Genomic DNA, 19554 nt, shown 5'->3' on the forward strand with positions numbered 1-19554 from the left:
CCCCGGCGGGCTACGGGAGGTCAGGCGGGCCGCAGCAGCACCTTGCCCACCTTCGGATCACCGCTTCCCACCAGCTCGATGGCGGTGGCGAAGTCGATGAGCGGCAGTTCGTGGGTCACCAGCGGCAGCAGCGTCAGCAGCCCCGCGTCGAAGACCCGCACCGCGTGCGCCCACGCGTCCGGCGCGGCCCCGAACACGGTCTGCACCTCCAGCTGCCGGACGACCAGGTCGGTCGGGTCGAGCCCGTCCGCCGTGCCCGCCGCCGGGATCCCGGTGAGCACCAGCCGTCCGCCGCGCCGCAGCAGGGCCGCGGCGGTACGGGCGGCGGGGGCGGACCCGGCGGTCTCGATGACGACGTCGAAGCCGCCGTGAACGTCCTCCAGCCGGTCGTTCGTCACGAACGACGTGGCGCCGAAGGACAGCGACAGCCGCTCCCGGTCCGGCCGGGTCCCGACCACCAGCAGCTCGGCGGGGGAGACGGCGGCCAGGAACTGCACGGCGATCATGCCGAGCGTCCCGGTGCCCACCACCGCGACCCGCTGTCCGGGCTGCGCGTTCGCTTTGAGCGCGGCGGCGGCGATGCACGCGGCGGGCTCCAGCAGGGCGGCCGCGGTCAGATCGGCGTCGTCGGACAGCGGGTGCAGCAGCCGGGCGGGCAGGGTCAGGGTGGTGGCCATCGCGCCGGGCTGGGTGAAGCCGGTCTCCTCGTACCCCGCCGTGCACAGCGTGGTCTCCCCGGCGTGACAGCGTTCGCACACCTGGCAGTTGCGGAACCCCTCTCCGACGACCTTGCGGCCGACGAGCGCCCCGGGGACGCCCGCGCCGACCGCCTCGACCGTCCCGGACCACTCATGGCCGGGGGTGACGGGATACCGCACGTACCCCTCGGGCCGGTTGCCCTCGTACACCTCGCGGTCGCTGCCGCAGATGCCCGACGCGTGGACCCGCACCAGCGCGTCCCCGGGCCCGGGCGGGGCCGGGGCGGTCTCGGTGAGGTGGAACGCGCCGGGGGCGTCGAGGACGAGCGCGGTCACTGCTGCCCGCCCTTCGGGTCCCGCTTCTCCCAGCCCTCGGCCCACAGGTCGAAGTGCGCCTGCTGCTGGGGGAATTCGGCGGCCGCGTCGGTGTCCAGCTCGACGCCGAGGCCCGGCTCGTGGGACAGCTCGAAGTAGCCGTCCACGACCTGTGGCGCGCCCTTGACCACCTTCTTGATCTCCGCGTCGGCGAAGTCGTTGAAGTGCTCCAGGATCTTGAAGTTCGGGGTGCAGCCAGCGACCTGGAGCGACGCGGCGGTCAGCACCGAGCCGCCGACGTTGTGCGGCGCTACCAGCACGTAGTGGGTCTCGGCGGTCGCGGCCAGCTTGCGGGTCTCCAGGATGCCGCCGATGTGGCCGACGTCGGGCTGGATGATGTCGACGGCCTGCGACTCGAACAGCTCGCGGAACTCGATCCGGTCGTGGATGCGCTCACCCGTCGCGATCGGCAGGTTCGTCTTCTCCGTGACCTTCGCCAGCGCCTTCAGGTTCTCCGGCGGCACCGGCTCCTCCAGCCACGACGGCCGGAACCGCTCCAGCTCGCCCGCGATCCGCACGGCGGTCGACGGGCTGAACCGCCCGTGCATCTCCACCAGCAGCTCCGCGTCCGGCCCGATCGCGTCCCGCACCGCCTCGACCAGCGAGATCGAGTGCAGCGTCTCGGCGTGGTCCAGCTCGAAGTGGCCGGTGCCGAACGGGTCCATCTTCAGCGCACGGTAGCCGCGCTCGACCACCGTGGTGGCCGCCTTGTGGAACGCCTCGGGGGTGCGCTCGACCGTGTACCAGCCGTTCGCGTACGCCTTGACCTTGTCGGTCACCTTGCCGCCGAGCAGCTGCCAGACCGGCACGCCGAGCGCCTTGCCCTTGATGTCCCAGCAGGCCATCTCGACACAGGCGATGCCGGACATCACGATCTCGCCCGCGCGGCCGTAGTCGCCGTACTTCATCCGGCGCACCAGGTCCTCGACCGCGAACGGGTCCGACCCGGCGATGTGGTTCTTCTCGGCCTCGTGGAGATAGCCGAGGAGCGCATCGGTGTGGCCGAGCATGCGGGTCTCGCCGACGCCGGTGATGCCCTCATCGGTGTGGACCTGCACGTAGGTGAGATTGCGCCAGGGGGTGCCGACGACATGCGTGCTGATTCCGGTGATGCGCAAGGCTATGACCCTTCGCGATGTTCGATATTTCGTCACACGTTCGAAATCTTGGCGTGACGGTAATCACCGGGCGTCAGAGGTGTCAATGGTCCTGCGTCGAATGGTTATCGAACGGCGGCCGGGACGAAGCCCAGCGCGCGAACGACGCCGATCACCCCCCGACCTCCTCACTCCGGGCCATTTGGCGGACGCGGTCGTGTCGATGCCGTGACCCCGTTCCGGCGGGCGGCAAGCTGCGCCGCTGACGGCGAAGGTTTTCATCGAGAGAGGCGGTCAGATGAAAAGAGTACTGCGAACCATCCTGCTGAGTAGCTGCGTTGCGGCGGCAGTTGCCTTCGGCGGCATCCACCAGGACGGTGGCACCCACGCCACTCGGGCACAGCAGGTTCCGAACCCCGACGACCTGCTCCGCACCTTCATCCAGGGCGGATCGACTCAGGACAACGACTGCGACACCCGGTTCGGGGGCCAGGTCACCGGGGGCGCCAACGGCAGCAGTGGCAGTAGCGGGAGCAGTGGCAGTAGCGGCAGCAGCGGTAGCAGTGGCACCAGCGGCAGTAGCGGGAGCAGTGGCAGCAGCGGGACCAGCGGCAGTAGTGGCACCAGCGGTAGCAGTGGCACCAGTGGCACCAGTGGCACCAGCGGCACCAGCGGCAGTAGCGGGAGTAGCGGGAGCAGTGGCGCCAGTAGCAGTGGCGGTATGTCCCTCGCCGCGTTCAGCGTCGCGCCCAACGCCGCGCCCGGCGGCGTCGGGGCGAACTGCCGCAACATCCGCGGATAGCGGCACTGGTAACCGGTCGCGGTGAGCGGAGCGTGATGGAACAGCCCACCAAGGCCCCCGCCGGGCGGCCCGGGGGCGCAGGCGCCGGGCGGCAGACGACCGCCCGGGTGTGTGCGCCCCGGGCGCCCGTGCTGGAGGGGCCGGTCGAGGCCGGACGGACCTGGTCCGGCCCTTCCCTCGCCCTGCTGGCGGTGACCGCCGCCGTGCTGCTCGGCGCGGCGCTGTGGCATCTGGCCCTGGTGTTCCTGAGCATCGCGCCGCCCGGTCCGGTGCAGCGGACGTACGCGAGCGCCATCGAGGCGCACGTGAATCCCGAATTCGGCCAGGACTGGCAGCTGTTCGCACCCCAGCCGCTCCAGGCGAACGTCCGGGTCGAGGCCCGGGTGCGGACCGTGGAGGGTTCCGGGGCGCGCCGGACGGGACGCTGGACGAGCCTCACGGCCCAGGACATCGCGGCCATTCGGCACAGCCCGCTGCCGAGCCATGCGGATCAGAACCTGCTGCGCCGCGCCTGGGACTTCTACCGGGACACCCACGACCGGCGGGAGATGCCCACGGACGCGCGGGGCGCGCTCTCCGCCCAGTACCTCAAGCGGATCGCCCTGGGCCGCCTCGCGCCCGCCGCCCACGGCGCCCGGATCACCGCGCTCCAGATGCGCAGCCGGGCCGTTCCCGTACCGCCCCCGCACTGGAGCGACCGCGCGCCCGTGCGGAACACCCCGCACCGCACCCTGCCCTGGTGGCCGGTGACGGACGACGACCACAGGGGACTGTGACGTGAACCGACTGGCCCCGCTGGACCGGCTGACCCGGCTGATCACCTTCGCCGCCCGCCCCCACGCCTCGTACCAGGCCGCCCTGTTCCGCATCGGCCTCGGCGGGATCGCGGCCGCCTTCCTGCTGCGGGAGTGGCCGCACCGGCGGCTGCTGTACGGCGACCGCAGCCCCTGGTCGACCGAGATGGCGGCCCGGGTCGTCGAGGAGGACCACCGGTTCAGCGTGCTGCTGTGGTCCGGCGGCCACGGGTGGTTCGAACTCGTCTACCACGGCGCGATCGTGGCGTCCGTCCTGCTGATGCTGGGCTGGCGTACCCGGGCGACCTCGGTGGTGTTCCTGGTGGCCGTGCTCTCGATCGAGAGCCGGAACATCTATCTGGGTGACGCCGGGGACAACGCGCTGCGGGTGATGGCCCTGTATCTGGCGTTCACCCGCTGTGGCGCGGTCTGGTCGCTCGACGCGCGCCGCCGCGCCCGGGCCCGGCGGCAGGGCAAGCCGGTGGACGACCGGGCCGGGATGGCGATGTGGCAGGCGCTCGGGGTGCTGCTCCTGTGGGTGTCCGACGGCTTCCCGCACACCGCGTGGGCGGCGGTCCTCTGGGCGTTCTGGGCGGCCCACGGCCTGTGGTACGCGGCGCACCGGTGGCCTCGGGGGCACCAGGCGCGCGACCTGCTCGACGCGGCGACGGCGATGCTGCACAACTGCGCCATGCTGGTGATCGCGGTCCAGGTCTGCCTGATCTACGGGACGGCGGGCTGGTACAAGATCCAGGGCGCCCTGTGGCAGGAGGGCAGCGGGCTGCACTACGCCCTGCACCTCGACTACTTCATGCCGTGGCCCGCCCTCGGCGGGCTGCTCGCCCACAGCATGCTCGTGGTCTTTTCGCTGAGCTACGGGACGGTCATCGTGCAGGCGGCCTTCCCCTTCCTGCTCGGCTACCGGCGGCTCAAGAACGTCCTGCTGGCGGCGATGATGCTGGAGCACCTGGCGATCGGCGTCGTCCTCGGTATCCCGTTCCTGTCCGCCGTGATGATCGTCTCGGACGCGGTCTTCCTGCCCACGTCCTTCCTGATCCTGCTGGGCACGCACTGCGCCCGCCGGGCCCGGCGCATGACGGGCGCGGCGGTCAACGCGCCGTCGCGGGAGCACCCGCCCAGCGGTATCGGACACGCCGCACGGGGGTGACGTTCCCGCAGGCCGCGGGGCGGGCCGGATAGCTGTACAGGGACTTCGTCCCCCACAGGGAATCCGCCCCCCGCTCACGGAGGTCCGTACCCATGCGCAACCGTCGCCGCTTCCTCGGGGCCGTCACCGGCCTGCTCATCGCCGCCCCGCTCGCCCCCGCCGCCCAGGCGGCCCCGGCCCCGTCTCCCGCACCGGCCCCCGCCGCCTCGTCCGGCGAGGCCGGGGTCCCCGGGATGCCGCAGATGAGGCAGAGCCTGCCGCTGCCGTGGGGCAACAACGTCACCGTGAACCGCGTCGGCTACGTGAGCAGCGACGGCACCGTCGCCCTGTCGGGCACGTACCGCTGTCTGCGGGACGGAGCGACCGTCCCGCGCGCCGACATCCTCGTCACGCTCACCCAGGGACAGGCGCGGTACGGGCTCGGGGGCGGGCCGGCGATCTGCGACGGCCTCACACATTCCTGGTCGGTGCAGGACGGCGCGGGCGTGCGCTTCGTGCCGGGCCCGGCGCTCGTGGAGGGCAGCCTGCTCACGTTCGAGGTGGGCCAGCAGCCCATTCCGCTTCCGCGGACCGCGGCCGTGGGGGAGCGCGCGATCATGCTGGAGGCGCGCGAGCTGTGATACCCGCCCCTGTCGCCGCGCTTGAGCCCCTCCCCCACGGGGGATATCCCTTGTTTCCACCGCCTTTGTGCAGAGGCGGGCGGGGAGAGGGGGAACGGGGACGATGGCGACGGGGGACCCACAGGACCGCATCCCGGCGTATCCGGGTGTCGAGCGCTTCGTCGAGGCGTTCGACAAGCTGGTCATCCAGCAGCGGCGCAGTCGCAGCAGGGTGCCGGTGGTGCTGCTGACGGAGGAGGGCGCCGGGCGGGCCGGCCGGAGGATCGTGGGAGGGCTGCGGTCGCGGCTGCGCGGCCGCAGCCAGGTGCTGGCGCCGCACGCGTACGTACCGGCGCTCCCGCCCGGCGGCGAGCCACCGCCGCTGGAGCTGTTCGAGCAGATCGCGCTCCAGCTCGCGGAGTGCATGCCGGTGGACACCGGGCAGCTGCGGCTGCCGGGCTACCGGCTGCTGCACTCGGTGGTCACGGCCCCGGCCATCGACGGGCCCATCGAGCACCGCCACCGCGATCTGCGCAACCACTGCTACGACGAGCACCGCCGCTGGTCGCGCACGGCCAACACGCTGTGGCGGATCGGCGGCCGGGACCACGCCAGCGGCGGCTCGGTCGTGGAGCTGCTGTGGAACTTCGTGGCCGGGCCGCTGTGCCAGACCCTGCCGCGCTGGCTGTTCGGCGTCCGGTCCAGCCGCCGGATGCTCGGCCGCGGCCGCCACCGCCGCTGGTACGCGGAGTGGGCGCGGCTCCAGCGCGGCACCCCGCCCACCGACTTCTTCCGCTCCGCGCTCGACCACGTCCCGGGCGGCGAGGGCAGCGACCCGGAGCGCTTGGACCGGGTGCTGATGCACGCGCTGCTCGCGGACCTGGACGGGGCGGTGCGCCGCCGCCGCTTCAACCCGTGGCGGATGCGCCGCACCACCCGGTTCGTGCTGCTCTTCGAGGAGGCCGGGGCGCTGGACTCGCGGGTGCAGCGCTTCTTGCGCGAACTGCGCTCCGCCGTCGAGGACCTGCGCTGTACGTCGGTGATCGCGATCGCGGCCGGGGCGCGCTCGCTGGCGTCCCGCATCCCCGACATCGAGGCGGCCGACCTGGCCCACGCGGGCGCCGAGCTGGAGCTGGTCGAGCGGCAGGGCATGCGTGCGGGCCAGCCCACCGGGATCGTGGTGCCGGTGAGCGAGGGGCCGGAGGACGACGAGCGGGCGTCGTACTGGCTCGGCCGCCGCCCCACCCTGGTCGCGCCCTCCCGCCGCTGGGGCCCGCGTACCGAGATCGGGGGCGCGGCGGTCGTCGTGCTGGTCGCGCTGGGGCTGGTGGCCGGCGGCTTCTACCGGCCGCTGTGGGGCGGGGGCGACGACTCTTGCGCGGGCCAGACCTTCCTGGGCAAGGACGGCCAGTGCGTCGGGGTGACGACGGGCACGCAGCGGTTCGCCCAGGGCACCAACGAGCGGCAGGTCAGCGAGGTGCTGGAGCAGATCGACCGGCAGAACGGCGAGGTGGACGCGGCGAAGAGCCGCCGCGAGGAGGCGTCGCCGCACTATCGCACCGTGGTCTACATCGGCCCGTTCAGCGGCGGCGCGGGTGCCGACGACCCGGTGCGCGGCGGCACGCTGCCCGAGCTGCGCGGGATCGCGCTCGCCCAGGCCCATGTCAACGCCCTGGCACTGACGTCGGACGACCGGGTTCCGGTGCGGGTGCTGGTGGCCAACGCGGGCCATCTCTTCGAGGACGCCCCGGCCGTCGCCGACTCCATCGTCCAACTGGCCCGGCGCGACCCGTCGATCGTGGGCGCCGTCGGCCTCGGCCAGAGCCGCGGCTCCACGTACTCCGCGATCCGCAAGCTGGACGCGGCGGGCATCCCCATGGTCGGCACCTCCGGCACGGCCGACTCCCTGCTCTCCCAGGGCCCGCACTACTACCAGCTCGCGCCCGTCGACTCCCGTGCCGCCCAGGTCATGGCGGCCTTCGTCCGGGAGGCGGCGATGGTGACCGGGCCCGGACAGGCGCCGGTGAAGGCGCGCCGGGTGATGCTGATCGCCGATCCGAAGGACCCGTACAGCTCCGGTCTGGCCCGTTCGTTCCGTACCGAATACCGGTCGGGTCCGGTCGAGACGCTGCTGCTGGGGACGGGCGGGGGCGCCACCGGACCGGCCGGGCGGTCGTACGACACGATGGAGGACTTCGCGGAGCGGGTGTGCCGGGTGGCGGGCGGCGGCGAGCCGACGGGCGTCGTATGGACGGCCCGCGGCAGCCAGTTCGTCACCTTCCTGTCCGAGTACAGCAGGATGGCCGACGACTGCCCGACCGTCAGCGTGCTCGGCGGCGACGACGTCACCAACGCGCTGCTGCTGGGCCAGAACCCCTGGGCGATCTTCCAGGGGCTGAACCTGTACTACGTCTCGCACGGCGAGCCGTCGCGGGTCCGGGCGGAGAGCGCCCAGGCGTATCTGCGGGCGTACGACGCGCAGTACGGCCGCGAACGCGGGGTGCTGGCCCGGGCGATGCGGCTCGACGGGCACTCCCCGCTGGCCTGGGACGCCCTGTGCTATCTGTCCCAGGCCATCGACGAGGCCTGGGTGGGCAGCGGGAAGCGGGACGGGCGGCTGGACCGGGCGCTGGTGCAGGCCGTGCTCTACCAGGGCCTGGGCAGCGGCGGTTTCAACGGGGCGACCGGCCGGGTCGATGCCCACGGCGTGGCCGGGGGCGGGCGGCTGACCGCCGACAAGCTGGTCGCCATCCTGCACGGCGCGCCCGAGCGCGCGCCGCGGCCCGCGCTGCTGTGCGGGGCGGTGACGGCGACCGACATCCTGAAGAAGTGGGGACCGGAGAAGCGGTACTCCTGCCCGGTGCCCGTCGACTGACGCGCACTACCGCGCCGTACCTTCGTCTCCCCGGCCCAGCAGGGAGACGAAGGTACGGAAGAGGGCGGGCATGTCCACCGCGTCCGGGTCGTGCAGCCACTGGAACTGGAGCCCGTCCAGCACCGCGACCAGCAGCGGCGCGGCGGCCTCCGGGGTGAGCCCGCCGGGCAGCCGGTCCCCGAACTCGGCGCGCAGGGTGTCCGCCATGTCGGCGCGCACCCGCTCGTAGCGGCGGGCGAACCAGTCGCGCGCGGGATGGCCTTGAGTGACGCTCTCGCCCAGCAGCGCGGAGAAGGTCTGCACGATGCCGGGGCGCATCGCGTTGTACTCCACCAGGGAGGCGAGCAGTTCCAGCGGCCAGGTGCCGCCGCCGTCGCGCCGCGCTGCGCCGGTGTCCCACTGGTCGCGCTCGGCCAGCACGGCGATGAGCAGGGCGTCCTTGGTGGGGAAGTAGTGCAGCAGCCCCTGCTGGGTGAGCCCGGCGCGCTCGGCTACCGCGCTCAGGGTGGCGCCCCGGTAACCGCGCTCGGCGATGACGTCGAGGGCGCAGCGGACGATCTCCGCGCGCCGCTCCTGGCCGCGCCGGGTGGCGGTCGGGGAGCCGTCGTCCGTCGGCCTGTCCAGCCTGTCCATGGGAGTACCGTAGAGCAGGTTTGGTAACGAAGCAATAACGGTACCTACCCGAATACAGGGAAACGGGTCCACGATGGGCCCCGCCGATGGCGTGGAGAGCGTCCGGACCTGTTGAGGAGGCCGAGTCGTGGCAGATGCGAGCAGTGCGGGCGTGAGCGGTGTCGTCGAGAAAGCGCTCGGCGCGCTCGACCTGGAGACCAAGGCCCGGCTGCTCGCCGGGCAGGACATGTGGTCCCTGCCCGCCGTCCCCGCCATCGGGCTGCGCTCCCTGGTGATGTCGGACGGCCCGATCGGCGTCCGGGGCGTGCGCTGGACCGCCGACGACCCCTCCATCGCCCTGCCCAGCCCCACCGCCCTCGCCGCCACCTGGGACCCGGCGCTGGCCCGCCGCGCGGGGCGGCTGCTGGCCCAGGAGGCGCGGCGCAAGGGGGTGCACGTGCTGCTCGCCCCGACCGTGAACCTGCACCGATCGCCGCTGGGCGGCCGCCACTTCGAGGCGTACAGCGAGGATCCGTATCTCACCGGCGCGATCGGCACCGGCTATGTGCGCGGTGTCCAGGACGGCGGTGTGGGCACCACCGTCAAGCACTTCGTCGCCAACGACGCGGAGACCGAGCGCTTCACCGTCGACAACCGGGTGGGTGCGCGGGCGCTGCGCGAGCTGTATCTCGCGCCCTTCGAAGCCATCGTCAAAGACGCCCGTCCGTGGGGCGTCATGGCCGCCTACAACGGGGTCAACGGCGCCACGATGACCGAGCACCGGGCCCTCCAGCGGGGCGTGCTGCGCGGCGAGTGGGGGTTCGACGGCTTCATCGTCTCCGACTGGACGGCCGCCCGGGACACCGCCGGGGCGCTCGCGGGCGGGCTCGACGTCGCCATGCCGGGCCCGCAGACCGTCTACGGCGAGACGCTGGCCGCCGCCGTGCGCGACGGCCTGGTCGCCGAGTCGGACGTCGACGACGCGGTGCGGCGGGTGCTGACCCTGGCCGCCCGGGTCGGCGCCCTGGACGGCGCGGAGCCCGCCGTCGCCCCCGCCGACCGGCCCGGACCGATCGACGGCGACGCGCTCGCCCGGGAGATCGCCCGGCGGTCCTTCGTGCTGCTGCGCAACGAGACGGAGGCGTTGCCGCTCACCCCGGGCGGGCCCTCCGGCATCCGGTCCCTGGCGCTCATCGGCGCCGCCGCGCGGGACGCCCGGGTGCTCGGCGGCGGCTCGGCGCTGGTCTTCCCCGACCATGTGGTCTCCCCGCTGGACGGGCTGCGCGCCGCGCTGCCCGAAGACGTCCGGCTGAGCTACGCCGTGGGCGCCGACCCCACCGACGAACTCGCCCCCGCCGGGCAGGGCTTCGCGCTGCGCGCCGTCGTCCGGGCCGAGGACGGGCGGGTGCTGGGCGAGTCCCGGCTGCCCAGCGGTCAGGTGCAGTGGCTCGGCGACTTCCCCGAGGGAGTCGCGTACGAGGAGCTGCACACCGTCGAGGTCACCGGCACCTTCACCCCGCGGGAGAGCGGGGCGCACTCCTTCGGCACCCGGGGGCTGGGCGGCTTCCGGCTCGTCGTGGACGGCGAGGTGCTCTTCGACGGGCACCAGGCGATGGACGAGACCGACGACCCGTTCGAGGCCTTCTTCGGCTCGCCCGTGCCGCGCGGGCGGGCGGAGCTGACCGAGGGCGAACCGGTCGAGGTCAGCCTCATCAGCACGGTCGCCAAGACGGCGGAGGCGAACTGGCAGGCCGTCTGCTTCAGCCTGGTGCACCGCGCCCCGGAGCGCGATCCGCAGGAGCTGATCGAGGAGGCCGTCGCCGCGGCCACCGCCGCCGACACCGCCGTGGTCGTGGTCGCGACCACGGAGAGCGTCGAGAGCGAGGGCTTCGACCGTACGGACCTGCGGCTGCCGGGCCGCCAGGACGAGCTGGTGCGCCGCGTCGCCGCCACCGGCACCCCGACCGTCGTGGTCGTCAACGCGGGCTCACCCGTGGAGATGCCGTGGCGTGAGGACGTCGCCGCGGTCCTCCTCAGCTGGTTCCCGGGCCAGGAAGCGGGCGCCGCCCTCGCGGACGTCCTCCTCGGCGCCGAGGAGCCGGGCGGCCGCCTCCCGACGACCTGGCCGGTCCGGCTGACGGACGCGCCGGTGAGCCAGGTGGCCCCCAGCGATGGCCAACTCTCCTACGACGAGGGCGTCTTCATCGGCTACCGGGCGTGGGAGCGGCAGGAGGGGGCCGCTCCGGCGTACTGGTTCGGGCACGGGCTCGGGTACACCGAATGGGCCTACGAGGCGGTGGACTTCACCCCCGCGGGCGACTCGGCGGACGGCTCGGCGGGCGAGCTGGGCACGGTCACGGTCCGGGTGCGCAACGTGGGCTCCCGGCCGGGCCGGGAGGTGGTCCAGCTCTATCTGGCCCCGGGGGCCGACTCCGTCGTCACCGCGGAGGGCCGCCCCGCCCGGTGCCTGGCGGGCTTCGCGGCCGCGGAGGCGGGCCCGGGGGAGACGGCGGAGGTGGCGATCCCGGTGCGGCGCCGCGCGGCGGAGATCTGGGACGAGGAGGCGGACGCCTGGCGCCTGGTCCCGGGCTCGTACGCGGCGGAGGCGGGCCGCAGCGTGGCCGACCTGCGCCTCACGGCAGCGGTGGTGGTGTCCTGAGAGGTCAGGGGCTGGTGATGCGGCGGTAGGCCATCGCGGCCAGCCGCTGCTGACCCGCCTTGCTGGGGTGGAACCAGTCCCACTTGCTCAACTCGCGCTCCGTGAAGCGGTACTTGTGCACCGCGTCGTCGTAGCGGCACAGCAGGTCCTTCCCGCACACGTCCTTCAGTACCTGGTTGTAGTCGTCCACCTGGTCGTCCACCCGCTGCCGCCGCTCCGTCGAGGCCGCGTCCATCGCGTCGGAGTCCTTCAGCATCGATGGGCAGATGCCCAGCTTCCAGATCTGCCGCCCCAGCACGTTCTTCCGCCCCTGCGACCACAGCCGCTTCAGATCCGGGACGCTCGCGACGTACACCTGAACCTTCGGCACCTCGCGCCGCAGCCGGGTGAGGGCCGAGGTGAAGACGGAGCGGAACTCGTCGGTGGGGGTCATGTCGTCGACCGAGTTCCGGCAGGCGTCATTGGAGCCGATCATCACGGTCACCAGCTGCGGCTTGCGCGTCGCGGCCGCCTCCATCTGGCCGGGCAGATCGGCCATGACCGCGCCGGTCTTGGCGTAGTTCCAGCTGCGCGCGCCCGAGCGCAGCCGCTGGGCCAGGCTGTCCACCTCGGTGCCGGTGGACCAGGAGACCCGGGGGCAGTCGGAGAGCACCGAGCAGGCGTCGAAGCCGCGGGTGATGGAGTCGCCCAGGGAGACGATGGAGCTGGGGCGGGTGTTCCACGCGGGCCCCTCGGCATGCTTGCCGCCCCTGCTCGGCCCGCTCCGCGAGGGGTCCTCGGAGCTGCCGAAGCAGCCCGCCGAACTCATGACGGCGGCCGTCGTGAGCAGGACGACACCGGTGCGCATCGACGCGGTGGTCCGCTGCTTCCGGCGTGGTGCGCTGGCCCGCATGGCTGTTCCCCCTCCGACTGTTGGGTGATATCTATCCGGGACCGACGGTACGTCACTCCTGTGGCCGGTCCGCGCGGTACGTTTTTCTTGTGGCAGTTGGGCGACAGCCCAGCACCAGGAAGAGCATTGCGATACCGTCACATTACGCTGCGTCACATCCTGTCCCTTTTCTAGAGAATTCTGCCCGATAAATTTCACCGCAGGTAACCTCGGGACTGGTGCGAGGGTGATCATTAGGGCAGAATGACGTGTGCTGTCCCGGGCGTGACCGGTACGGGCACGAGGCCGCTGGGGAAGGCGTACCTCGAACCGCACAGGAGGCCCCGGTGACGACACGTGGAGTTCTGTATGTGCACTCCGCTCCGCGCGCGCTGTGCCCGCACGTCGAATGGGCCATCGCGGGCGTACTCGGTGTGCGCGTCACCCTCGACTGGATCAAGCAGCCCGCCGCCAACGGCACCTGGCGCGCCGAGTTCTCCTGGCAGGGCGAGGTCGGCACGGCCTCCAAGCTGGCCTCCGCGCTGCGCGGCTGGCATCTGCTGCGCTTCGAGGTGACCGCCGAGCCCTGCGCCACCGCCGAGGGCGAGCGCTACAGCTCCACCCCCGAACTGGGCATCTTCCACGCCGTCACCGGCATGCACGGCGACATCCTGATCCCCGAGGACCGGCTGCGCGCCGCGCTGGCCCGCTCCGCCCGGGGCGAGGGCGATCTCCAGGCGGAGATCGCCAAGTTGCTCGGCAAGCCGTGGGACGACGAGCTGGAGCCGTTCCGCTACGCGGGTGAGGGCGCCCCCGTCCGCTGGCTGCACCAGGTCGTCTGACCGCCGTTCCGCCCCTAGGGAGTGTCTTGCCGGTCATGCCGGGCTCCCGACGCCTGGCACGGCACCTCGCGGCCCCGCGCTCGTCGCGCGCAGCGCCTCCCCCAGCTACCGCTGGGAGGTATCGACAAGACACCCCCTAGCGTGACGGCATGACCGAACAACTCCCGGCAGCAACCTCCGTCGCGGTCCTCGGCACCGGCATCATGGGTTCCGGCATGGCGCGCAACCTCGCCCGCGCCGGGCTCGACGTCCGCGCCTGGAACCGCACCCGCGCCAAGGCCGAACCACTCAGCCCCGACGGCGTACGCGTCACCGACACCCCCGCACAGGCCGTGGACGGCGCCGACGTCGTCCTGACGATCCTCCACGACGGCCCGGCCGCCCTGGAGACGATGCGCCAGGCCGCCCCGGCACTGCGCCCCGGAACGGTGTGGGCCCAGGCCACCACCGCGGGCCTCGACGGGCTCGACGCGCTCGCCGCGTTCGCCCGCGAGCAGGACCTGACCCTTCTCGACTCGCCCGTCCTCGGCACCAAGCAGCCCGCCGAGAGCGGCCAGCTCCTCGTCCTCGCCGCCGGTCCGCCCTCCGCCCGCACCGCCGTGCGGCCGGTCTTCGACGCGATCGGCAGCCGTACGGTCTGGGTCGGCGAGGCCGGGGAGGAGGGCGCGGCCACCCGGCTCAAGCTCGTCGTCAACAGCTGGATCCTCGCCATCACCCACGGCACCGCCGAAGCGCTCGCCCTCGCCAAGGGGCTCGGCGTGGAGCCGCAGGGCTTCTTCGACGCCATCGCCGGCGGACCGCTGGACAACGGCTATCTGCACGCCAAGGCGGGCCAGTTGCTCGGCGGCAACCTCGAACCCAGCTTCGCCGCCAAGACCGCCGAGAAGGACGCCCGGCTGATCGTCGAGGCGGGGGAGCGGTCCGGCGTACGGCTGGACCTGGCGGCCGCGGGCGCGGAGCGGTTCCGGCGGGCCGTCGGACAGGGTCACGGCGACGAGGACATGATCGCCTCGTACTTCGCCAGCTTCGACGGCGCGGACGGCGCTGAAAATGCTGAGGGCGGCGGCACCGGACGCACCGAGGGCTGATACACCGAAGGGCGTGCCCCCGGCCGGGGGCACGCCCTTCACTCGTTCGGCTGCCTCACACGGTGCGGAAGGCCAGCACCACGTTGTGGCCGCCGAAGCCGAACGAGTCGTTCAGCGCCACGAGCGGGCCCTCGCCCGGCAGCGGCCGCGCCTCGCCGCGCACGACGTCCGCGTCCACCTCCGGGTCCAGCTCGTCGAGGTTGATCGTCGGCGGGGCGAGCCGGTGGTGCAGCGCGAGCACGCTGGCCACGGTCTCCACGCCGCCGGTGCCGCCCAGCAGGTGACCCGTCATGGACTTGGTGGCGGAGATCGCCATGTGGTCCACATCGTCGCCGAAGATCTTGCGCAGCGCCTTGATCTCGGCCACGTCGCCCTGCGGCGTCGAGGTCGCGTGCGCGTTGATGTGCGCGACCTCGGCGGGCTTCAGGTCGGTGCTCTCCAGCAGGTTCTGGAGCGCGTGCGCGATGCCGTTGCCGGAGGGCTCCGGCTGGGTGATGTGGTGGGAGTCGGCCGAGATGCCCTGGCCGACGGCCTCCGCGTACACCCGGGCGCCGCGCGCGGCGGCGTGCTCCGCCGACTCCAGGACGATCACGCCGGAGCCCTCGCCCATCACGAAGCCGTTGCGGCTGACGTCGAAGGGACGCGAGGCGCCCTGCGGGTCGTCGTTGTTCTTGGACATCGCCATCATGTTGCCGAAGGCGACGATGGGCAGCGGGTGGATCGACGCCTCGGTGCCGCCCGCGACGACCACGTCGGCACGGCCGCTGCGGATCATCTCGATGGCGTAGCCGATGGCCTCGGCGCCGGACGCGCACGCGCTGACCGGGGTGTGGACCCCGGCCCGGGCGCCGACCTCCAGGCCGACGTTGGCCGCCGGGCCGTTGGGCATCAGCATCGGCACGGTGTGCGGGGAGACCTTGCGGACGCCCTTCTCGCGCAGCACGTCGTACTGGTCGAGCAGGGTGGTCACGCCGCCGATACCGGAGGCCACGACCGCGCCCAGCCGGTCCGGGTCGACCGACGGGTCCTCGCCGGCCTTGCCGGTGAAGCCCGCGTCGGCCCATGCCTCACGGGCCGCGATCAGCGCGAACTGCGCCGACCGGTCGAGCTTGCGCGCCTGCGGGCGCGGCAGGACGGTGCCCGGGTCCACCGCGATGCTCGCGGCGATCCGGACGGGCAGCTCGGCCGCCCAGTCCTGCTCCATGAGGCTGATGCCGGAGCGACCGGCGATCAGCCCTTCCCAGGTCGATGAGGCGTCGCCACCCAGCGGCGTCGTGGCACCAACACCGGTGACGACCACGGTGTGATTGGTCGAGTTCACAGGAATTCTTCACTCCTACGTAGCAGGTGCTGGACCTCTGCCACCGCGTGGGTGGCGACAGACGCTTCGCTCAGCCCTGGTGCTTCAGGATGTAGTCGACGGCGTCGCCGACGGTCTTCAGGTTCTTGACGTCGTCGTCCGGGATCTTCACGTCGAAGCGCTCTTCGGCGGCGACGACGACCTCGACCATGGACAGCGAGTCGACGTCCAGGTCGTCGGTGAAGGACTTGTCCAGCGCGACGTCCTCGGCCGGGATACCGGCGATCTCGTTGACGATCTCGGCGAGACCTTCGAGGATCTGCTCCTGCGTGGCGGCCATTGCGGCGCTCCTTCTTCGGTGTGTTGCGGTGGGTGAGCAGCGCCCGACTCGTCCGGGGCTGCGTGGTTCTGGGCTAGAGAGCCTATGGGAGAGTAACGACCGTCGCTGCGTAGACGAGACCCGCCCCGAAGCCGATGACGAGCGCGGTGTCGCCGCTCTTCGCCTGCCCCGTCGCCAACAGCCGCTCCATGGCGAGCGGAATGGAGGCGGCGGAGGTGTTGCCGGTGGTCTCCACGTCACGGGCGACCGTGACGTGCTCCGGCAGCTTGAGGGTTTTGACCATCGAGTCGATGATCCGCATGTTGGCCTGGTGGGGGATGAACGCGTCCAGCTCGTCCGCGCTGATGCCCGCCTCGTCCAGGGCCTGCTGGGCGACCTTCGCCATCTCGTACACCGCCCAGCGGAAGACCGCCTGGCCCTCCTGGGTGATGGCGGGGAACTTGACGTTGCCCTTGCTGTCGAGCGGCAGCTGGGACACGTCGCCGATCTGGAATCCGTTCCACGGCACCGTCTGCGTGATGGTCTCGGACTTGTCGCCCTCCGAGCCCCAGACGGTCGGGCCGATCGCGGGCTCCTGGGACGGGCCGACGACCACGGCGCCCGCGCCGTCGCCGAACAGGAAGGCCGTCGCCCGGTCCTCCAGGTCGGTCAGGTCCGAGAGCCGCTCGACGCCGATGACCAGCACGTGCTCCGCGGTGCCGTCGGTGACCATGCCCTTGGCGAGGGTCAGCCCGTAGCCGAAGCCCGCGCAGCCCGCGGAGATGTCGAACGCGGCGGGCTTGCCCGTGCCGAGCAGATGGGCGATCTCCGTGGCGACCGCCGGGGTCTGCTTGAAGTGCGAGACGGTGGAGATGACCACGGCGCCGATCTGCTCGGGCGTCAGCCCCGCGTCGGCGATGGCCTTCCCGCCCGCCTCGACGGACATCTGGGCGACCGTCTCGTCCGGACCGGCCCAGTGGCGGGTGGCGATGCCGGAGCGGCTGCGGATCCACTCGTCCGAGGAGTCGATGTGCTTGAGGATCTCCTCGTTCGGCACCACCCGGGTGGGGCGGTAGCCGCCGACGCCGAGAATGCGCGCGTACGGGGCGCCCTTGCTGGGCCTGATCTTCGCGGTCATGCCTCGGAACTCCTATTCGGCTGTTGCGGCCGGGGTGTCGGCGGCGGGTACGGCGTGCTCGGCGATCAGCGCGCGTGCCGCGTCGAGGTCGTCCGGAGTCTTGAGCGCCAGGGTCGCCACGCCCGGCAGGGCCCGCTTGGCGATGCCGGTGAGCGTCCCGCCCGGAGCCACCTCGATCATCGCGGTGACGCCCAGCTTCTGGAACGTCTCCATGCACAGGTCCCAGCGGACCGGGTTGGACACCTGGGCGACCATGCGCTGGATCACCTCGGCGCCGGACGCCACGACCTCACCGTCCCGGTTGGACACGTACGCGGTGCCCGGGTCGGCGATCGGCACGCCCGCGGCCAGGTCCTCCAGCGTGGCCACCGCCGGGGCCATGTGGTCGGTGTGGAACGCGCCGGCCACCTTCAGGGGAACGACACGGCGCACGCCCTCCGGCTTGTCCTCGGCCAGCGCCGTCAGCTGCTCGGCGGTGCCCGCGGCGACGATCTGCCCGGCGCCGTTGACGTTGGCCGGGGTCAGCCCGAGCTTGTCGAGGTGGGCGACGACGGTCTCCTGCTCACCACCCAGTATGGCGGCCATGCCGGTCTCGGCGCGGCCCGCGGCCTCGGCCATCGCCAGACCGCGGCGGCGCACCAGGACCATGGCCGCCTCGTCGGTGAGCACGCCGGTGGCCGCGGCGGCGGTGATCTCGCCCACGCTGTGGCCCGCGGCGGCGCCGACCACGTCCCGGACGCGGTGCGGCCCTTCGGCGAACAGCGCCTGGGCGGAGACGAGTCCGGCGGCCACCAGCAGCGGCTGGGCCACCGCGGTGTCGCGGATCGCCTCCTCATCGGCCTCGGTCCCGTAGTGGACCAGATCCAGGCCGGAGACGGCCGACCACCACCGCAGGCGTTCGGTGACGCCGGGGAGGTCGAGCCAGGGGGTCAGGAAGCCGGGCTTTTGGGCGCCCTGGCCGGGAGCGACGAGTACGAGCACTCTCACACTCTCTCTTGTGGGTGGTCCCGCCCGCCCGTGAGGACAAGGACGAAGAACGGTCAAGGGAATTGTCGGGGTCCAACAAACAGCTACGGAAAGATATCTCCGTCGGCAAGTCGTCCGAGGATCAGGGCTATCCGTAGTGTGAACGCCGACCGCACGTCAGAAGGTGACCATCCGGTGACGTCGGTCACACGTCGTAGCCGGTAGCGCACGGTGTTGGGATGAACAAAAAGCATCCGGGCGGCGCCTTCGAGACTGCTCGCCTGCTCCAGATACACACTCAGCGTCTCCAGCAGCGCCGAGCCCGCCTCCTCCAGCGGTCTGTAGATCTCCTCCACCAGCTGGGCACGGGCGGCCGGGTCCCCGGCCATCGCGCGTTCCGGAAGAAGATCGTCCGCCAGTACCGGACGCGGGGCGTCCGGCCAGGCCGTGCACGCCTTGAGACCGGCCGCGGCGGCCGCCGCCGAGCGGGTGGCCGCCAGCAGGTCCGACACCACCGGACCGGCCACCACCGGACCCGAGGCGAACGGCCCGATCAGCGCCTTCGCCGCCTGGAGCGGATTGTCCGAACCGCCCGCCACCACCACCAGCCGGTTGCCGAGCACCCCGGTGAGCACCTGGAGCTTGGCGTGGCGGGAGGCCCGCCGGATCGCCTCCACGGTCAGCTCGCTGTCCCCGTCGGGCGCCGTGCCCAGCACCACGCACACGTGCTCGGGGGAGTTCCAGCCGAGCGCCGCCGCCCGGGACAGCGCGCCCTCGTCGGCCTCCCCGGACAGCACCGCGTTCACCACCAGCGACTCCAGCCGGGCGTCCCAGGCGCCCCGCGCCTCGGCGGCCTGCGCGTACACCTGGGCGGTGGCGAAGGCGATCTCCCGCGCGTACACCAGCAGCGCCTCCCGCAGCACCGCCTCGTCGCCGGGAGCTGCCACCTCGTCGATGGCCGACTCCATGACCTCGATGGTCGTACGGACCATCTCCACCGTCTGCCGCAGGGTGATCGCCCGGGTCAGCTCGCGCGGCGCCGTGCCGAACACATCGGTGCTGATCGCCTGGGGTGCCTCCGGCTGCCGGAACCACTCCGTGAAGGCCGCGATGCCCGCCTGCGCCACCAGTCCGATCCACGAGCGGTTCTCCGGTGGCATCGCCCGGTACCACGGCAGCTGCTCGTCCATGCGCGCGATGGCGGCGGCGGCGAGCTTCCCGGACGACTTCTCCAGGCGTCGCAGGGTGGCGCTGTGCGGATGCGGGGTGTTCGCGGCTGGTTCAGGCACGAGGACAAGACTGCCTTATCGGAGGGTGAACGCTGGGGTCGGGAGGCTACGCGCAGGTAGGG

17 protein-coding genes are annotated in these 19554 nt (G+C 72.5%); 7 read left to right on the forward strand and 10 right to left on the reverse strand.

The genetic code is table 11. The features are described from left to right. Positions 1–20: 20 nt before the first annotated feature. The 3 genes from LCH29_RS35390 to LCH29_RS35400 form a co-directional block, all read right to left on the reverse strand. Entirely contained in the window at positions 21–1034 is a 1014-nt protein-coding gene (locus LCH29_RS35390) for a zinc-dependent alcohol dehydrogenase (RefSeq protein WP_446465772.1), read from the reverse strand. After that, entirely contained in the window at positions 1031–2191 is a 1161-nt protein-coding gene (locus LCH29_RS35395) for a mandelate racemase/muconate lactonizing enzyme family protein (RefSeq protein ID WP_446465773.1), read from the reverse strand. Before LCH29_RS35395 ends, LCH29_RS35390 begins: the two co-directional genes overlap by 4 nt. Before the next feature lie 435 nt (positions 2192–2626). After that, positions 2627–2962 (reverse strand): hypothetical protein, encoded by a 336-nt coding sequence (locus LCH29_RS35400; RefSeq protein WP_446465774.1) that lies wholly within the window; start codon positions 2960–2962, stop codon positions 2627–2629. Positions 2963–3007: 45 nt separating this feature from the next. Between LCH29_RS35400 and LCH29_RS35405 the strand changes: the two genes are divergently transcribed. The 4 genes from LCH29_RS35405 (at position 3008) to LCH29_RS35420 (ending at position 8408) form a co-directional block, all read left to right on the forward strand. Then, complete coding sequence (locus LCH29_RS35405; RefSeq protein ID WP_446465775.1) at positions 3008–3748, forward strand: DUF5819 family protein; 741 nt, start codon at positions 3008–3010, stop codon at positions 3746–3748. Between the two features lies 1 nt (position 3749). After that, positions 3750–4934: an HTTM domain-containing protein gene (locus LCH29_RS35410; protein ID WP_446465776.1), complete on the forward strand. Its 1185-nt coding sequence runs from the start codon at positions 3750–3752 to the stop codon at positions 4932–4934. A gap of 92 nt (positions 4935–5026) precedes the next feature. Continuing rightward, positions 5027–5554 (forward strand): DUF6299 family protein, encoded by a 528-nt coding sequence (locus tag LCH29_RS35415; RefSeq protein ID WP_446465777.1) that lies wholly within the window; start codon positions 5027–5029, stop codon positions 5552–5554. 103 nt (positions 5555–5657) lie between these two features. Then, positions 5658–8408: an ABC transporter substrate-binding protein gene (locus LCH29_RS35420; RefSeq protein WP_446465778.1), complete on the forward strand. Its 2751-nt coding sequence runs from the start codon at positions 5658–5660 to the stop codon at positions 8406–8408. A 6-nt stretch (positions 8409–8414) separates the two neighbouring features. On the opposite strand, the gene LCH29_RS35425 is transcribed toward LCH29_RS35420, so the two are convergent. Beyond that, positions 8415–9041, reverse strand: coding sequence for a TetR/AcrR family transcriptional regulator (locus LCH29_RS35425; RefSeq protein ID WP_446465779.1), 627 nt, complete (start codon positions 9039–9041; stop codon positions 8415–8417). A gap of 127 nt (positions 9042–9168) precedes the next feature. Here LCH29_RS35425 and LCH29_RS35430 point away from each other — a divergent pair, with 127 nt between their 5' ends. Beyond that, positions 9169–11679: a beta-glucosidase H gene (locus LCH29_RS35430; RefSeq protein WP_446465780.1), complete on the forward strand. Its 2511-nt coding sequence runs from the start codon at positions 9169–9171 to the stop codon at positions 11677–11679. Positions 11680–11683: 4 nt separating this feature from the next. Here the strand turns inward: LCH29_RS35430 and LCH29_RS35435 are convergent, their stop codons facing one another. Beyond that, the gene (locus LCH29_RS35435; RefSeq protein ID WP_446465781.1) at positions 11684–12571 is read right to left on the reverse strand and encodes an SGNH/GDSL hydrolase family protein; all 888 of its coding nucleotides are present in this window, start codon (positions 12569–12571) and stop codon (positions 11684–11686) included. Positions 12572–12897: 326 nt separating this feature from the next. Here LCH29_RS35435 and LCH29_RS35440 point away from each other — a divergent pair, with 326 nt between their 5' ends. After that, positions 12898–13392: a DUF3145 domain-containing protein gene (locus LCH29_RS35440; RefSeq protein ID WP_446465782.1), complete on the forward strand. Its 495-nt coding sequence runs from the start codon at positions 12898–12900 to the stop codon at positions 13390–13392. Between the two features lie 149 nt (positions 13393–13541). After that, the gene (locus LCH29_RS35445; protein ID WP_446465783.1) at positions 13542–14480 is read left to right on the forward strand and encodes an NAD(P)-dependent oxidoreductase; all 939 of its coding nucleotides are present in this window, start codon (positions 13542–13544) and stop codon (positions 14478–14480) included. 55 nt (positions 14481–14535) lie between these two features. On the opposite strand, the gene fabF is transcribed toward LCH29_RS35445, so the two are convergent. The 5 genes from fabF to LCH29_RS35470 form a co-directional block, all read right to left on the reverse strand. Further along, positions 14536–15801: a beta-ketoacyl-ACP synthase II gene (gene fabF / locus LCH29_RS35450; protein ID WP_446465784.1), complete on the reverse strand. Its 1266-nt coding sequence runs from the start codon at positions 15799–15801 to the stop codon at positions 14536–14538. A gap of 70 nt (positions 15802–15871) precedes the next feature. Next, the gene (locus LCH29_RS35455) at positions 15872–16120 is read right to left on the reverse strand and encodes an acyl carrier protein (protein WP_009718247.1); all 249 of its coding nucleotides are present in this window, start codon (positions 16118–16120) and stop codon (positions 15872–15874) included. An 82-nt stretch (positions 16121–16202) separates the two neighbouring features. Then, on the reverse strand, positions 16203–17237 hold the full coding sequence (locus LCH29_RS35460) for a beta-ketoacyl-ACP synthase 3 (protein ID WP_446465785.1): 1035 nt from the start codon (positions 17235–17237) through the stop codon (positions 16203–16205). Between the two features lie 12 nt (positions 17238–17249). Next, positions 17250–18218 carry an ACP S-malonyltransferase gene (locus LCH29_RS35465; RefSeq protein ID WP_446465876.1) on the reverse strand — a complete coding sequence of 323 codons (969 nt, stop codon included), beginning with the start codon at positions 18216–18218 and terminating at the stop codon, positions 17250–17252. An 89-nt stretch (positions 18219–18307) separates the two neighbouring features. Then, complete coding sequence (locus LCH29_RS35470) at positions 18308–19492, reverse strand: PucR family transcriptional regulator (protein WP_446465786.1); 1185 nt, start codon at positions 19490–19492, stop codon at positions 18308–18310. Positions 19493–19554 lie beyond the last annotated feature (62 nt).

It is taken from the genome of Streptomyces sp. BRA346 (assembly GCF_052851135.1).

Excerpts from the sequence above, each read along its gene's own strand:
- LCH29_RS35425 (WP_446465779.1), bottom strand. The coding sequence starts at position 9,041 with ATGGACAGGCTGGACAGGCCGACGGACGACGGCTCCCCGACCGCCACC.
- LCH29_RS35460 (WP_446465785.1), bottom strand. The coding sequence starts at position 17,237 with ATGACCGCGAAGATCAGGCCCAGCAAGGGCGCCCCGTACGCGCGCATT.
- LCH29_RS35405 (WP_446465775.1), top strand. The coding sequence starts at position 3,008 with ATGGAACAGCCCACCAAGGCCCCCGCCGGGCGGCCCGGGGGCGCAGGC.
- LCH29_RS35455 (WP_009718247.1), bottom strand. The coding sequence starts at position 16,120 with ATGGCCGCCACGCAGGAGCAGATCCTCGAAGGTCTCGCCGAGATCGTC.
- LCH29_RS35415 (WP_446465777.1), top strand. The coding sequence starts at position 5,027 with ATGCGCAACCGTCGCCGCTTCCTCGGGGCCGTCACCGGCCTGCTCATC.
- LCH29_RS35435 (WP_446465781.1), bottom strand. The coding sequence starts at position 12,571 with ATGCGGGCCAGCGCACCACGCCGGAAGCAGCGGACCACCGCGTCGATG.
- LCH29_RS35445 (WP_446465783.1), top strand. The coding sequence starts at position 13,542 with ATGACCGAACAACTCCCGGCAGCAACCTCCGTCGCGGTCCTCGGCACC.
- LCH29_RS35420 (WP_446465778.1), top strand. The coding sequence starts at position 5,658 with ATGGCGACGGGGGACCCACAGGACCGCATCCCGGCGTATCCGGGTGTC.
- LCH29_RS35400 (WP_446465774.1), bottom strand. The coding sequence starts at position 2,962 with ATGTTGCGGCAGTTCGCCCCGACGCCGCCGGGCGCGGCGTTGGGCGCG.